The organism is Streptomyces sp. NPDC005263 (assembly GCF_042872365.1).
Lineage (GTDB): Bacteria > Actinomycetota > Actinomycetes > Streptomycetales > Streptomycetaceae > Streptomyces.
The window spans coordinates 988852-1002991 of the sequence record NZ_JBIAKJ010000003.1 but is presented as its reverse complement, the minus strand read 5'-3'; the positions used below and the strand labels follow the sequence as shown (position 1 = coordinate 1002991).

The following is a 14140-nucleotide window of genomic DNA, read 5'->3' as shown; positions in this document are numbered from 1 at the left end:
GCCGGGTCAGTCCTCGTCGAAGTCGCTCGCGGACACCCGCAGCGGCCGGAGCAGCGCGAAGATCTCGCCGCACTCCTCCGCGTCGTACACCCCGAGCCCGAAGTCCATCGCCATCAGGTCGCGGGTGGCCGCGTCCACCACCTCGCGGCCCTTGTCGGTGATGGTGGCGAGCGTGCCGCGCCCGTCGTTGGGGTTGGGACGCCTGGCCACCAGGCCGGACCGCACCAGCCGGTCGACGGTGTTCGTCACCGACGTGGGGTGCACCATGAGCCGCTCACCGATCTTCGACATCGGCAGCTCGCCGGCCTTGGAGAAGGTGAGCAGCACCAGCGCCTCGTACCGCGCGAACGTCAGTCCGTACGGCTTGACGACCGCGTCGACCTCGGCGAGCAGGATCTGCTGTGCCCGCATGATCGAGGTGATCGCGGCCATGGACGGCACGTTTCCCCAGCGCTGCTTCCAGAGCTCGTCGGCACGGGCGATGGGGTCGAAGGGAAGGCTGAGCGGCTTCGGCACGACCCCGACCTTACCGGCCGGTCACATGGTGGTCAGCCCCGTCTCGCCCTTCGGTCCACGGGCGTCGGCCGGGCGTCCGGCGGGACTGTCCGTCCCGGGGTGAGCGAGGGTAAGCCGCCTACCCCTGCGCCGGCCGCTCCGCGAGATGCTGCTCGACCGTCTCGACCTTGGAGGTCAGCCCGTCCGTCACCCCGGGCCGGATGTCGGCCTTGAGGACCAGGGAGACGCGCGGCGCACGCCGCTCGACCGCCGCGACGGCCCGCTTGACGACGTCCATGACCTCGTCCCACTCCCCCTCGACGGAGGTGAACATGGCGTCGGTCCGGTTCGGCAGGCCGGATTCGCGGACGACCCGGACGGCGTCGGCGACGTACTCCCCCACGTCCTCACCGACCCCCAGCGGCGTCACGGAGAAGGCGACGATCATGCGCCGACGACCCCTTCCTTCGCCTGGCGGGCGCGGGAGGCGATGACCGCGTCCTCGGCCTCGCGGCGCAGCTTGCGCTCGGCGAAGAAGCCGCCGGTGGGCAGCACGGAGAGGACGAAGTAGAGGAGGCCGGTCTTCAGGGGCCACTTGGCGCGGTTCCAGGCGTCCGCCCAGAAGATCACGTACAGGATGAACAGGACGCCGTGGATCATCCCCATCACGGGGACCGCGTTGAAGTCCGTGGTCCGCTTCAGCACCGAGCAGACGAGCAGGAGCAGGAAGGAGATCGCCTCGGGGGCGGAGACCAGGCGGAGACGGCGGAGGGCGGTGGCGGTCTTGATGTCCACAGGTCACCTTCGGTGGGAGTGATGTCGGACGGCTTGTGAATACGGGCACAAACGTCCGCCCATTGTGGCAAACGTCCGCGGGGGCCACGTGCCGGGGGTGGGAGGGCCCGTCGGGGCGACCGGAGACGTACGTCAGGGTGCGATCAGGGTGTCACTCCTCCCGCAAGCCCTGTCGGCGGAGGCGTGCTGCCGCTACCTTCGCTGCGTGGCGATGTTCCGACTTCAAGGCAGCAAGGTGCTCGCCGTCGACATGACCGGGGACGCCGTGAAGGCGAAGAACGGCTCGATGGTCGCGTACGACGGGCAGATGGACTTCAAGAAACTCAGCGGCGGCGGTGAGGGCCTGCGGGGGATGGTGACCCGGCGGATCACCGGCGAGCAGATGACACTGATGGAGGTGAAGGGGCACGGGACGTGCTGGTTCGCCGACCGGGCCTCGGAGATCAACCTCGTCGCCCTCCAGGGCGACAAGCTGTACGTGGAGTCGAGCAATCTGCTCGCGACCGACTCGGGCCTGAGGACCGGCACGTCGTTCACGGGGATGCGCGGGGCCACCCAGGGCAACGGGCTGTTCACGACGACGATCGAGGGACACGGCCAGGCGGCGATCATGTCGGACGGGCCGGCGGTCGTGCTCCGGGTGAGCGGGCAGTATCCGCTGACCGTCGACCCGGGGGCGTACGTCGCGCACCAGGGGAACCTGCGGCAGTCGTTCCAGTCCGGGGTGACGTTCCGTACGTTCATGGGCGAGGGCGGCGGCGAGGCCTTCCAGATCCGCTTCGAGGGGGACGGCCTGGTGTACGTCCAGCCGAGTGAGCGGAACACGATCGCGGGGGATGTGTGACATGGCCCTGCGTGAGATCAACTCCAAGATGGTCGAGGCGACCGTGCTGCCCGGGCAGCGGCTGTTCAGTCAGCGCGGGGCGATGCTCGCCTACCGGGGCGAGGTGTCCTTCACCCCGAACATCCAGGGCGGCCAGGGCGGGGTGATGTCGATGATCGGCCGCCGGGTGGCGAACGAGGCGACTCCGCTGATGTCCGTCGAGGGCAGCGGCACCGTGCTGTTCGGGCACGGCGGCCACCACGTCCAGGTGATCAACATGACCGGCGACACCCTCTACGTGGAGGCGGACCGGCTGCTCGCCTTCGAGGGCACGCTGGAGCAGGGCACGATGTTCATGGGCTCCCAGGGCGGCGTCATGGGCATGGTCCGCGGCCAGGTCACCGGCCAGGGACTGTTCACCACCACGCTGCGCGGACACGGCGCGGTGGCGGTGATGGCGCACGGCGGTGTCATCGAGGTCCCCATCACCCCGCAGCGTCCGGTCCATGTCGACCCGCAGGCGTACGTCGCCCACCACGGCGACGTACGCAACAAGCTGTCCACCGCGCTGGGCTGGCGGGACATGGTGGGACGCGGCTCCGGCGAGGCGTTCCAACTGGAGCTGAGCGGCAACGGCGCGGTGTACGTCCAGGCCTCGGAGGAGAAACTGTGAGCATGTACGGGGCCCCGGGTGGCGGCCCGACGGTCTACGACCCGATGACGCTGCCGTCCGACGACAACGTGAACAACTACACCTTCTGCGTGGAGCTCAAGGGGAGCCAGTGGTTCCTGCAGAAGGGGAAGATGATCGCCTACTACGGCTCGATGGACTTCAACGGCATCGGGCATGGCCGGCTCGACCGCCTCGTCCGTACGTCCTTCCATTCGCCTCTGCACGCCAGCGACTGGGTGGTGGCGGAGGGCTCGGGCAAGATGCTCCTCGCCGACCGGGCCTTCGACGTGAACTCCTACGACCTGGACAACGGCAATCTGACCATTCGCTCAGGCAACTTGCTCGCTTTTCAGCCAAGTCTCGCGCTCAAACAGTCGATCGTGCCGGGTTTTCTGACACTCATCGGAACCGGAAAGTTCGTGGCGGCCTCCAACGGTCCCGTGGTGTTCATGGAACCCCCGATCCGGGTGGACCCGCAGGCGCTCGTCGGCTGGGCGGACTGCCCCTCTCCGTGCCACCACTACGACCACGGTTACATGACCGGCCTGATGGGCGGTCTACGTGCGATGACGGGCCTCGGCGGGGCCTCCGGGGAGGAGCATCAGTTCGAGTTCGTCGGGGCCGGTACGGTCCTCCTCCAGTCGTCCGAGGCGCTCATGGCCGAGCAGGCCACGGGGGCGGTTCCGCAGCAGGACGGAGTACCCGGTGGGGGCGGGGGGCCGATGGGCCACGGACAGCAGGCGGGCGCACCGCGCCTTCCCGGACAGCTGGGGGACCTCCAGCGTCGCTTCGGGCTGTGAGCGGTAGTCTGCGGAGGGTGACGTCGAACGTGTGCGCGCCGACGTCACCGCCACCCTCACTAGTTCGCCTTTCAACCTTTTAGGTAGACTTCATTCATGGAGACCGAGACGGCCACACGCTGGCTGACGGATGCGGAGCAGTGCGCCTGGCGCACCCACCTGGAGGTCAACAGACTGTTGACGTACCAGCTCGAAAAGGACCTGCAGCCGTTCGGCCTGACAATGAACGACTACGAGATCCTCGTCAATCTCTCCGAGTCGGAGGGCGTACGGATGCGGATGAGTGACCTCGCCTCCGCCACCCTGCAGTCCAAGAGCCGCCTCTCCCACCAGATCACCCGCATGGAGAACGCGGATCTGGTGCGGCGCGAGAACTGCGAGTCGGACCGCCGGGGTCTGTACGCGGTGCTCACCGAGACGGGCATGGAGACCATGAAGAAGGTCGCGCCCCATCATGTGGCGTCCGTGCGCAGGCACTTCATCGATCTGCTGTCCCCCGAGGCCCTGACGGAACTCGACAAGGGCCTGAAGCCCATCGCGGAACACCTCCGCGGGCAGCGGGGACGCCCCTGACGCAGGACGTGTCCTAGGCGATCGCCGGCAGGCGGAGTTCGAACTGGGCTCCGCCTGCCGGTGCGTCACCGACGGTGAGGGTGCCGCCGTGCCGGACGGCGACGTCCCGGGCGATGGCGAGGCCGAGCCCCGCACCGCCGTCGTCGCGGCTGCGGGCCGCGTCCAGCCGTACGAACCGCTCGAAGATCCGCTCCCGGTCGCCCTCGGGCACCCCGTCGCCGTCGTCGGCGACCTCGACCACCGCCCAGTCCCCCGCGCGCCGCACGGTCACCCGGACGGCCGAACGGGCGTGCCGCCCCGCGTTGTCCAGCAGGTTGGTGAGCAGCCGCCCCACCTGCCCCCGGGACCCCACCACCGTCACGCCCTCAGGCGCCTCGACCGTCACGCCCGTGCGCCCGTCGGCCTCCTCCCGTGCCAGCGCGGCGAGGTCGAGCCGCGCGTCGGCCGTGGGCCGCTCCCCGGCGTCCAGCCGGGCCAGCAGCAACAGGTCGGCGGCGAGGCGTTGCAGCCGTACGGTGTCCTCGACCGCTCCCGCCACGTCCAGCAGCTCGGGGTGCGCGGCGCCCACTTCGAGCTGGGTGCGCAGGGACGCGATCGGGCTGCGCAGCTCGTGCGAGGCGTCGGCGACGAACCGGCGCTGGCGCTCCACGGAGCTCTCCAGGGCGGCGAGCGTCTCGTTGGTGGTGCGGGCCAGGCGGGCCACCTCGTCGTGCGTGTCCGGCACCGGTACGCGGCGCGCGAGGTCCTCGGAGGCGGTGATCGCGGCCATCTCGCCGCGGATGCCCTCCACCGGGCGCAGGGCGCGCCGGGTGACCAGCCAGGTCACCGCCGCGGCGACGGCGAGCAGCAGCGGGAAGCCGACCAGCATCACGGTCAGCGCGGTGCGCACGGCGCCCTGTTCGGCGGACAGGGGCGCGCCGGCGTAGACGGTGAGCGTGCCCGCCTTCTCGGTCTCCACCTGGACGGCGGCGAAGCGGTAGTCGGCGCTCTCGTGGTCCACGGTCACCGAACCGCTGGTGAAGGTGGTCTTGTCGTCGATGTCGCCCGGTTCGAGGAGATCGGCGGCGTCGGAGTGGTCGTCCTCGTCCTCGTCGCTCCGGTCGCCGGTCGCGGCGGGCTTCGTGGTCTGCCGCCGCACGGCGTCGGTGGCGGTGCCGCTGATCCGTTCCAGGTCCTGGGTGACCGCCAGCAGCGTCCCGTCCTCGTCGACGACCTGGACCGGCTCCTCGCCCTCGTCCAGGTCCAGTTGCCCCGGGGCCTTCCCCACGGACAGGTCGGTGGCCACCGACCGCGCGGTGTGCTCCGCCTGGGTGCCGGCCTGGCCCATCAGGTTGGAGCGCAGCGACAGCAGGACGGCGGCCCCGGCGGCGACCAGCGCCACGGCCACCACGAGCGTGGCGGCGAGGGTCGCCCGGGACCGGACGGAGCCGAACAGGCGGCTCATCGCCGGCCCGCCTCCAGCCGGTACCCGGCGCCGCGGACGGTGCGGATGAGCTCGGGGCGCAGCTTGCGCCGCAGGGTGCTGACGTAGACCTCGACGATGTTCGGGTCGCCGTCGTACGCGAAGTCCCAGACGTGCTCCAGCATCTGCGTCTTGGACACCACCTCCCCGGCCCGCAGCACCAGTTGCTCCAGGACGGAGAACTCCTTCGCCGTCAGGGTGATCTCGTCCTCGCCGAGGAAGACGCGGTGGGCGGCGGCGTCCACCGTGAGGTCGCCGTGGACGTGCACGGGCGAGCCGCCGGCGCCCTGTCCGCGTCGCCGCAGCAACGCCTTGATCCGGGCGACCAGGACGACGTACGAGAACGGTTTGGTCAGGTAGTCGTCGGCGCCCGTGTCCAGGCCCTCCGCCTCGTCGTACTCGCCGTCCTTGGCGGTGAGCATCAGGATCGGCACCTCGTGGCCGGCGGCGCGCAGGGCGGCGCAGACGCGGTACCCGTTGAGGCCCGGCAGCATGATGTCGAGGATCAGCAGGTCGTACGCCCTTTCGGTGGCCCGGTGCAGGCCTTCCCGGCCGTCGTGGACGACGTCCACGGCGTACCCCTCGGCGGTCAGTCCCCTGGCGAGCGACAGGGCCAGCCGTTTCTCGTCCTCCACGATCAGGAGCCGGAAGGGGGCGCGCGAGGCGTCTCGATCGAGGTGCGGGGCGTCGGGTGGGCGCATGCGTAAAGGTTCGCAAAGCGAAGCTGAAGATCTCTTCAGGGGGTTCAGGTTCCTCTCAGCGTCGGTCGGCGATGGTTGTGAACGTCGAAAGCGCACGCAATCGGCGTGAAGCCGTAAGAAACTGGAGGAAGCCTCATGAAGCGCAACATCGTGATCGCCGCCGTCACGGCCGCCGCCCTGGTCGGAGGCGGCACCGCCACGGCCCTCGCGGTGAGCGGCGACGGCGACAGCGACGGCACGGCGCGGCAGGCGGCGGCGGACGTGAGGGTGTCGGGCGACGACGCGCGGGACGATGACGCTCGGGACGACGACGCCACCGGGACGGACGACGACTCCGCGCGCGCCGCCTCCGCGAAGGTGACCGCCGCCGACGCCATCGCCTCCGCGCTGCGTCAGTCCCCGGGCACCGCCGTCTCCGCGGAGCTGGACGACCAGGACGGTGACGACCAGGGGCCGGCCGCGTGGGAGGTCGACGTGCTCGCCGCCGACAACACCTGGCACAGCGTGCGGATCGACCCCGCCGACGGCACGGTCCTCGGCTCCCACGGCGAGCGCGAGGACGACACCGGCCGGGTGCGGGCCGCGCTGAAGGGCTCGTCCGTGACGGCGGCCGAGGCCGCGAAGGCCGCGGCCGGCAAGGGCACGGTGACGTCGGTGGAGCTGGACGAGGACGGCACGGCCAAGGCCTGGGACGTGGAGACGCAGAGCTCCACCCAGGCCGAGCAGGAGTGGACCGTCGGCCTGAAGAGCGGCAAGGTCACCGCGGACCGGCCGGACGATCACGCCGCCGACGACACCGCCGCCGACGCCGGTGACGACGACTGACGTCACGGTTCGCGCACACGCCGGACGGGCCGCGGAACCAGCCCGTCCGGCGTTGCGGTGCTCAGCCCTCCGTCAGCCCGGCCACCAGCTCGTCCGCCGCCCGGTATGGATCCAGGCCGCCGGCGACGATCTTCTCGGCCAGCGCGCCCAGCCGCCGGTCCCCGTGCAGGTCCGCGATGCGCTCCCGCAGCGCCGTGACCGCGATGGTCTCCACCTCGCGAGCCGCGCGGGCCCGCCTGCGGTCCGCCAGGACGCCCCGTTCCTCCATCCAGGCCCGGTGCTTCTCCAGGGCCTCGACGAGCTCCTCGACGCCCTCGCCGCGGGCGGCGACCGTCTTGACGATGGGCGGGCGCCAGTCGCCGGGGCCCCGGGACTCGCCCAGGCCCAGCATGTGGTTCAGTTCGCGCGCGGTCGCGTCGGCCCCGTCACGGTCGGCCTTGTTGACGACGTACACATCGCCGATCTCCAGGATTCCGGCCTTGGCCGCCTGGATGCCGTCGCCCATCCCGGGGGCCAGCAGCACTACCGAGGTGTCCGCCTGGGAGGCGATCTCGACCTCCGACTGGCCCACGCCGACCGTCTCGACCAGGATCACGTCGCAGCCCGCCGCGTCCAGGACCCGGATCGCCTGCGGGGCCGCCCAGGCGAGGCCGCCGAGGTGGCCTCGGGTCGCCATCGAGCGGATGTAGACGCCGGGGTCGGACGCGTGGTCGGACATGCGGACACGGTCGCCGAGCAGCGCCCCGCCGGAGAACGGTGAGGACGGGTCGACGGCCAGCACACCGACCCGCCTGCCCTGCTTGCGGTACGCCGTCACCAGCGCGGAGGTCGAGGTGGACTTGCCCACGCCCGGCGAGCCCGTCAGCCCCACCACGTACGCCGTGCCCGTCAACGGGGCCAGCGTCGCCATGACCTCCCTCAGCTGTGGGGACGCCCCCTCCACCAGGGAGATCAGCCGGGCCACGGCCCGCGGCCGGCCTTCCCTGGCCTGGGCGACCAGCGAGGAGACGTCCTGCATCACAGCTCCGTTCTGCTGACGACGTACGGCGCGCTCAGGGCTTCGGTACCCGCACCACCAGCGCGTCACCCTGACCGCCGCCGCCGCACAGCGCGGCCGCGCCCACCCCGCCGCCGCGCCGCTTCAGCTCCAGGGCCAGGTGCAGCACCAGACGGGCGCCGGACATGCCGATCGGGTGACCGAGGGCGATGGCACCGCCGTTGACATTCACCCTTTCCGTGGACACCCCGAGGTCCTTCATTGACTGCACCGCGACGGCCGCGAAGGCCTCGTTGATCTCGATCAGGTCGAGGTCGGCGACCTCCAGGCCCTCCTTCTTGAGGGCGTGCAGGATGGCGTTGGACGGCTGGGACTGAAGGGAGTTGTCGGGGCCCGCCACATTGCCGTGGGCGCCGATCTCCGCGATCCACTCCAGGCCCAGCTCCTGCGCCTTCGCCTTGCTCATCACGACCACCGCGGCGGCGCCGTCGGAGATCTGCGAGGCCGAACCGGCGGTGATGGTGCCGTCCCGGGTGAACGCGGGGCGCAGCTTGCCGAGCGACTCCGCGGTGGTCTCCCCGCGGATGCCCTCGTCCTTGCTGAACACGACCGGCTCGCCCTTGCGCTGCGGGATCTCGACCGGGGTGATCTCGGCCTCGAACAGGCCGTTCTTCTGGGCGGCGGCCGCGCGCTGGTGGGACAGGGCCGAGAACTCGTCCTGCTCCGGACGGGCGATGCCCAGACGGGTGTTGTGCTTCTCCGTGGACTCGCCCATGGCGATGTTCTCGAAGGCGTCGGTGAGACCGTCGTACGCCATCGCGTCGAGCATCTCGACCGCGCCGTACTTGAAGCCCTCGCGGGACTTCGGCAGCAGGTGGGGGGCGTTGGTCATGGACTCCTGGCCGCCCGCGACGATCACCTCGAACTCGCCGGCGCGGATCAGCTGGTCGGCCAGCGCGATGGCGTCGAGGCCGGACAGACACACCTTGTTGACGGTGAGCGCCGGGACGTTCATCGGGATGCCGGCCTTGACGGCGGCCTGACGTGCCGGGATCTGTCCCGCCCCGGCCTGCAGCACCTGGCCCATGATGACGTACTGCACCTGGTCGCCGCCGATCCCCGCGCGGTCGAGGGCGGCCTTGATCGCGAAGCCGCCGAGGTCGGCTCCTGAGAAGGACTTCAGCGAGCCCAGCAACCGCCCCATGGGCGTCCGGGCACCGGCGACGATCACCGAGGTCGTGCTGTTCGATCCAGTCATGAGCTGCGATCCCCTTACCGGCCCGCACAGGCCGAGGAGTGAACGAGGGTTTACTTCGAATGTACTGAGCGGTAGCACACTCCGTCATCCGGCTGTCGGTGTGATCGCGCGCACGTTGCGTAACCACCGCTGCCGCGCTGCACTGAATTCATGCTGACGCGAATCGACCACATCGGGATCGCCTGTTTCGACCTCGACAAGACCGTCGAGTTCTACCGGGCCACCTACGGCTTCGAGGTGTTCCACTCCGAGGTCAACGAGGAGCAGGGCGTGCGTGAGGCCATGCTCAAGATCAACGACACATCCGACGGCGGGGCCTCCTACCTGCAGCTCCTGGAGCCGACGCGGGAGGACTCCACCGTCGCGAAGTGGCTGGCGAAGAACGGCGAGGGCGTCCACCACATCGCCTTCGGTACGGCGGATGTCGACGGGGAGGCCGCCGACATCCAGGGCAAGGGCGTACGCGTCCTGTACGAAGAGCCGCGACGCGGTTCCATGGGGTCACGAATCACCTTCCTGCACCCGAAGGATTGCCACGGCGTACTGACAGAACTGGTCACTTCGGCGCCTGTTGAGTCACCTGAGCACTGACCCTCGTACATATGGGCCGGTAGGGTTGGGGCGGTCGCCGCTCGCAACGAGGGCGACCGGGGTCCTGTCCTTGCGGCGGGACCTGACCGGGGTCCGGGTTTCGGGGGACGAGCGTCGGGGCAGCAGCCCGTGCTCCGCCGTTGATCTGACACCATTCCCCGGGAGCCCCGTTCGGCGTACGGACGGAGCTCGTACGGAGAGACTTGCGACCAGGGGACGGATGGGACCGCGCAGTGCGGGGCTACGAGAGCCAGGAGCGGGAACCGGCGGCTGACGTCGACCACCTCACTCGTTTCGAAGCCGAGATGAAGCGGCTGAAGACCGAGCGGGAAAAGGCGATCCAGCACGCCGAGGACCTCGGCTACCAGGTCGAGGTGCTGCGCGCCAAGTTGCACGAGGCGCGGCGCACCATCATGTCCCGGCCCTCCTTCGACGGCGGTGATCTCGGCTACCAGGCCGAGCAGCTGCTGCGCAACGCGCAGGTCCAGGCCGACCAGCTGCGCCAGGAGGCCGAGCGTGAGCTGAGCCAGGCCAGGTCGCAGACCCAGCGCATCCTCCAGGAGCACGCCGAGCAGGCCGCCCGGCTCCAGGCGGAGCTGCACCAGGAGGCGGTCAACCGCCGCCAGCAGCTGGACCAGGAGCTGTCCGAGCGCCGGCAGACCGTCGAGTCGCACGTCAACGAGAACGTGGCGTGGGCCGAGCAGCTGCGCGCCCGGACGGAGCAGCAGGCCCGCCGGCTTCTCGACGAGACCCGCGCGGAGACCGAGCAGGCCATGGCCGCCGCCCGCGCGGAGGCCGAACGGGTGACCGCGGAGGCCCGGCAACGGTTGCAGAGCGAGGCAGAGTCCGCCCGCGCCGAGGCCGAGCAGCTGCTGCGGCGGGCCCGCGCGGACGCCGAGCGCCTGCTGAACGCCGCCTCCACCCAGGCCCAGGAGGCCACCGACCACGCCGAGCAGCTGCGGACGTCCACCGCGACCGAGTCGGACACGGCCCGTCGTGAGGCGCAGGAGCTCAGCCGGACCGCCGAGCAGCGCATGGCGGAGGCCGACACCGCTCTGCGGGAGGCCCGCTCCGAGGCGGAGAAGCTGGTCGCCGAGGCCAAGGCGGCCGCCGAGAAGGCGCTGTCGAGCGCCGAGTCGACCAACGAGCAGCGCACCCGCACGGCGAAGGAGCAGGTCGCCCGGCTGGTCACCGAGGCCACCAAGGAGGCCGAAGCCACCCGGGAGTCCGCCGAGCAGATCGTCGCGGACGCCCGCGCCGAGGCCGAGAAGCTGCTGGACGAGGCAGCCGAGAAGGCCCGCACCCTCACCGCCGAGGAGAGCGCGACCCAGCTGTCCAAGGCGGCCAAGACCGCCGAGGAGGTCCTGACCAGGGCCCAGGAGGACGCGCAGAGCACCACCAGGGCCGCCGCCGAGGAGGCCGAGCGGATCCGCACCGAGGCGGAGACCGAGGCGGACCGGCTGCGGGCCGAGGCGCACGACATCGCCGAGCAGCTCAAGGGCACGGCGAAGGACGACACCAAGGAGTACCGCGCCAAGACGGTCGAGCTGCAGGAGGAGGCCCGTCGGCTGCGCGGCGAGGCCGAGCAGCTGCGCGCCGACGCGGTCGCCGAGGGCGAGAAGATCCGCTCCGAGGCCCGCAAGGAGGCCGTCCAGCAGATCGAGGAGGCGGCCAGGACCGCCGAGGAACTGCTGGCCAAGACCCGGCAGGACGCGGACGAGCTGCGCCAGAAGGCCACCGCGGACAGCGAGAAGGTCCGCACCGAGGCCATCGAGCGGGCGACCACTCTGCGCCGGCAGGCCGAAGAGACGCTGGAGCGCACCCGCAACGAGGCCGAGCAGCAGCGCGCCGAGGCCGTCGAGCTGTCCGAGGAGATCCAGGCCGCCGCCGAGCGGGCCGCGGACGAGCTGCGCGAGGAGAGCGAGCGGGCCGTCGAGGCCCGTCGCGCGGAGGCCGCCGAAGAACTGGCCCGGCTGCACACCGAGGCCGAGGAACGGCTCGCCTCCGCCGAGCAGGCGCTGACCGACGCCCGCGAGGAGGCCTCCCGGATCCGCCGCGAGGCCGGCGAGGAGAGCGACCGGCTGCGCGGCGAGGCCGCCGAGCGGATCCGTTCGCTCCAGCAGCAGGCCGAGGCGGAGGCGGAGCGGCTGCGCACCGAGGCCGCGTCGGACGCGTCCGCGTCCCGCGCGGAGGGCGAGGCCGTCGCCGTACGCCTGCGGTCGGAGGCCGCGTCCGAGGCCGAGCGGCTGAAGTCGGAGGCGAAGGACACCGCCGACCGGGTCCGGGCGGAGGCACAGGCCGCCGCCGAGCGGCTGTCGACGGAGGCGTCGGAGACGCTGGCCGCCGCGCGGGAGGAGGCCGACCGGCGTCGGCGCGAGGCCGAGGAGTACCTCGGTTCCGCCCGGCAGGAGGCCGACCAGGAGCGTGAGCGGGCCCGCGAGCAGAGCGAGGAACTGCTGGCCTCGGCGCGCAAGCGCGTGGAGGAGGCGCAGACCGAGGCCGTACGACTGGTCGAGGAGGCCGAGCGGCGGGCCGGCGAGATGGTGTCCGCCGCCGAGCAGCACGCCCAGCAGGTGCGGGACTCGGTCGCCGGGCTGCACGAGCAGGCGCAGGAGGAGATCACCGGGCTGCGCAGCGCCGCCGAGCACGCGGCGGACCGTACCCGCCGGGAGGCCCAGGAGGAGGCGGACCGGGTCCGCTCCGACGCCTACTCCGAGCGGGAGCGCGCCACCGAGGACGCGGGCCGGGTCCGGCGCCAGGCGAACGAGGAGTCCGAGGCCGCCAAGTCGCTCGCGGAGCGCACGGTCTCGGAGGCGATCGCGGAGGCGGAGCGGCTCAGGTCGGAGGCGTCCGAGCACGCCCAGCGGCTCCGTACGCAGGCCTCGGAGACCACCGCCGAGGCCGACCAGGCGGCGGGGCGCACCCGGGCGGAAGCCCGCGAGGACGCCAACCGCATCCGGTCGGACGCGGCCACGCAGGCCGACGCCCTGATCACCGAGGCACGCAACGAGGCCGAGCGGCTCACCACCGAGACGATCACGGACACCGACCGGCTGCGCCGGGAGACGGTGGCCGAGGCGGAGCGGCTGCGGTTGGAGACGATCGCCGAGGCCGAGCGCGTACGGTCCGAGGCGCTCGCCCAGGCCGACCAGCTGGTCGGCGAGGCCAGGGGCGAAGCGGAGCGGCTGCGCGCGGAGGCCGCGGACACCGTCGGGGCGGCCCAGCAGCACTCCGAGCGGGTCCGCGCCGAGGCGGAACGGGTCCGGACGGAGGCGGAGACGGCGGCCGAGCGGCTGGTCAACTCCGCGCGCGAGGAGGCCGAGCACACCCTCGACGAGGCCCGGCAGAACGCCAACAAGCGCCGCTCCGAGGCGGCCGAGCAGGTCGACAAGCTCATCACGGAGACCACCGCCGAGGCCGACAAGCTGCTCACCGAGGCGCAGCAGCAGGCGCAGAAGACCACCGCGGAGGCGGAGTCCCAGGCCGACAGCATGGTCGGCGCGGCCCGCACCGAGGCGGACCGGCTGGTGTCCGAGTCGACGGTCGAGGGCAACGCGCTGGTGGAGCGGGCCCGCACGGACGCGGACGAGCTGCTCGTCGGTGCCCGCCGGGACGCCACCGCGATCAGGGAGCGCGCCGAGGAGCTGCGCGAGCGCATCACGGGCGAGATCGAGAACCTGCACGAGCGGGCCCGCCGCGAGGCCGCCGAGACGATGAAGACGACCGGCGACCGCTGCGACGCCCTCATCAAGGCGGCCGAGGAGCAGCTCGCCAAGGCCGAGGCGAAGGCCAAGGAACTGGTCTCGGAGGCCAACTCCGAGGCGGGCAAGGTCCGGATCGCCGCCGTGAAGAAGGCCGAGGGGCTCCTGAAGGAGGCCGAGCAGAAGAAGGCGGCGTTGATCAGGGAGGCCGAGGAGCTCAGGGCGGAGGCGATCCGTGAGGCGAAGCGCACGGTCGAGGAGGGCAAGCGCGAGCTGGAGGTCCTGGTTCGCCGCCGCGAGGACATCAACGCCGAGATCTCCCGTGTCCAGGACGTCCTGGAGGCGTTGGAATCCTTCGAGGCGCCGGGAGCGGGCAAGGACGGCGTCAAGGCGGGCGCCGTGGTCGGTGCCCCTCGTTCGGGTGGCAAGCCGTCAGAGGGTTAGAA

General features: G+C 71.6%; 14 protein-coding genes. 7 read left to right on the top strand and 7 right to left on the bottom strand.

Annotation, left to right across the window (positions count from 1 at the left end):
* Positions 1–6: 6 nt before the first annotated feature.
* The 3 genes from ACFYRY_RS18295 to ACFYRY_RS18285 all read right to left on the bottom strand — a co-directional run bounded on the left by ACFYRY_RS18295 (position 7) and on the right by ACFYRY_RS18285 (position 1290).
* Positions 7–516, bottom strand: a complete 510-nt coding sequence (locus ACFYRY_RS18295) for a MarR family transcriptional regulator (protein ID WP_356763878.1) — start codon at positions 514–516, stop codon at positions 7–9.
* Between the two features lie 118 nt (positions 517–634).
* A complete protein-coding gene (locus ACFYRY_RS18290) occupies positions 635–943 on the bottom strand; it encodes an MTH1187 family thiamine-binding protein (protein ID WP_389146019.1) in 309 nt (102 codons plus the stop codon).
* On the bottom strand, positions 940–1290 hold the full coding sequence (locus ACFYRY_RS18285; RefSeq protein ID WP_389146016.1) for a DUF3817 domain-containing protein: 351 nt from the start codon (positions 1288–1290) through the stop codon (positions 940–942). The genes ACFYRY_RS18290 and ACFYRY_RS18285 overlap by 4 nt, the downstream gene beginning before the upstream one ends.
* 211 nt (positions 1291–1501) lie before the next feature.
* On the opposite strand from ACFYRY_RS18285, the gene ACFYRY_RS18280 reads away from it, so the two are divergent.
* The 4 genes from ACFYRY_RS18280 (at position 1502) to ACFYRY_RS18265 (ending at position 4159) form a co-directional block, all read left to right on the top strand.
* Complete coding sequence (locus ACFYRY_RS18280; RefSeq protein ID WP_389146333.1) at positions 1502–2134, top strand: AIM24 family protein; 633 nt, start codon at positions 1502–1504, stop codon at positions 2132–2134.
* Between the two features lies 1 nt (position 2135).
* A complete protein-coding gene (locus tag ACFYRY_RS18275; protein ID WP_356763872.1) occupies positions 2136–2786 on the top strand; it encodes an AIM24 family protein in 651 nt (216 codons plus the stop codon).
* Positions 2787–2788: 2 nt separating this feature from the next.
* Positions 2789–3586 carry an AIM24 family protein gene (locus ACFYRY_RS18270; protein ID WP_389146330.1) on the top strand — a complete coding sequence of 266 codons (798 nt, stop codon included), beginning with the start codon at positions 2789–2791 and terminating at the stop codon, positions 3584–3586.
* Positions 3587–3682: 96 nt separating this feature from the next.
* A complete protein-coding gene (locus ACFYRY_RS18265; protein WP_389146013.1) occupies positions 3683–4159 on the top strand; it encodes a MarR family winged helix-turn-helix transcriptional regulator in 477 nt (158 codons plus the stop codon).
* A gap of 13 nt (positions 4160–4172) precedes the next feature.
* Here the strand turns inward: ACFYRY_RS18265 and ACFYRY_RS18260 are convergent, their stop codons facing one another.
* Together ACFYRY_RS18260 and ACFYRY_RS18255 are read right to left on the bottom strand one after the other, a co-directional pair.
* Positions 4173–5603: a sensor histidine kinase gene (locus ACFYRY_RS18260; protein ID WP_389146010.1), complete on the bottom strand. Its 1431-nt coding sequence runs from the start codon at positions 5601–5603 to the stop codon at positions 4173–4175.
* Entirely contained in the window at positions 5600–6322 is a 723-nt protein-coding gene (locus ACFYRY_RS18255; RefSeq protein WP_389146007.1) for a response regulator transcription factor, read from the bottom strand. Before ACFYRY_RS18255 ends, ACFYRY_RS18260 begins: the two co-directional genes overlap by 4 nt.
* Before the next feature lie 135 nt (positions 6323–6457).
* Here ACFYRY_RS18255 and ACFYRY_RS18250 point away from each other — a divergent pair, with 135 nt between their 5' ends.
* Entirely contained in the window at positions 6458–7147 is a 690-nt protein-coding gene (locus tag ACFYRY_RS18250; protein WP_389146004.1) for a PepSY domain-containing protein, read from the top strand.
* Positions 7148–7208: 61 nt separating this feature from the next.
* Here ACFYRY_RS18250 and meaB read toward each other — a convergent pair whose 3' ends face one another.
* Together meaB and ACFYRY_RS18240 are read right to left on the bottom strand one after the other, a co-directional pair.
* Positions 7209–8165, bottom strand: a complete 957-nt coding sequence (gene meaB, locus ACFYRY_RS18245; protein ID WP_389146002.1) for a methylmalonyl Co-A mutase-associated GTPase MeaB — start codon at positions 8163–8165, stop codon at positions 7209–7211.
* A gap of 34 nt (positions 8166–8199) precedes the next feature.
* Positions 8200–9402, bottom strand: coding sequence for an acetyl-CoA C-acetyltransferase (locus ACFYRY_RS18240; RefSeq protein ID WP_389145999.1), 1203 nt, complete (start codon positions 9400–9402; stop codon positions 8200–8202).
* Between the two features lie 150 nt (positions 9403–9552).
* Here ACFYRY_RS18240 and mce point away from each other — a divergent pair, with 150 nt between their 5' ends.
* Entirely contained in the window at positions 9553–9993 is a 441-nt protein-coding gene (gene mce, locus ACFYRY_RS18235; protein ID WP_389145996.1) for a methylmalonyl-CoA epimerase, read from the top strand.
* Positions 9994–10226: 233 nt separating this feature from the next.
* A complete protein-coding gene (gene scy, locus ACFYRY_RS18230) occupies positions 10227–14138 on the top strand; it encodes a polarized growth protein Scy (RefSeq protein WP_389145993.1) in 3912 nt (1303 codons plus the stop codon).
* Positions 14139–14140 lie beyond the last annotated feature (2 nt).

What these genes read in the sequence shown, in the direction of transcription:
- ACFYRY_RS18255 (WP_389146007.1), bottom strand. Translation starts at nt 6,322, where the DNA reads ATGCGCCCACCCGACGCCCCGCACCTCGATCGAGACGCCTCGCGCGCC.
- ACFYRY_RS18260 (WP_389146010.1), bottom strand. Translation starts at nt 5,603, where the DNA reads ATGAGCCGCCTGTTCGGCTCCGTCCGGTCCCGGGCGACCCTCGCCGCC.
- ACFYRY_RS18290 (WP_389146019.1), bottom strand. Translation starts at nt 943, where the DNA reads ATGATCGTCGCCTTCTCCGTGACGCCGCTGGGGGTCGGTGAGGACGTG.
- ACFYRY_RS18240 (WP_389145999.1), bottom strand. Translation starts at nt 9,402, where the DNA reads ATGACTGGATCGAACAGCACGACCTCGGTGATCGTCGCCGGTGCCCGG.
- ACFYRY_RS18250 (WP_389146004.1), top strand. Translation starts at nt 6,458, where the DNA reads ATGAAGCGCAACATCGTGATCGCCGCCGTCACGGCCGCCGCCCTGGTC.
- ACFYRY_RS18275 (WP_356763872.1), top strand. Translation starts at nt 2,136, where the DNA reads ATGGCCCTGCGTGAGATCAACTCCAAGATGGTCGAGGCGACCGTGCTG.
- ACFYRY_RS18270 (WP_389146330.1), top strand. Translation starts at nt 2,789, where the DNA reads ATGTACGGGGCCCCGGGTGGCGGCCCGACGGTCTACGACCCGATGACG.
- mce (WP_389145996.1), top strand. Translation starts at nt 9,553, where the DNA reads ATGCTGACGCGAATCGACCACATCGGGATCGCCTGTTTCGACCTCGAC.
- ACFYRY_RS18265 (WP_389146013.1), top strand. Translation starts at nt 3,683, where the DNA reads ATGGAGACCGAGACGGCCACACGCTGGCTGACGGATGCGGAGCAGTGC.
- meaB (WP_389146002.1), bottom strand. Translation starts at nt 8,165, where the DNA reads ATGCAGGACGTCTCCTCGCTGGTCGCCCAGGCCAGGGAAGGCCGGCCG.
- ACFYRY_RS18280 (WP_389146333.1), top strand. Translation starts at nt 1,502, where the DNA reads ATGTTCCGACTTCAAGGCAGCAAGGTGCTCGCCGTCGACATGACCGGG.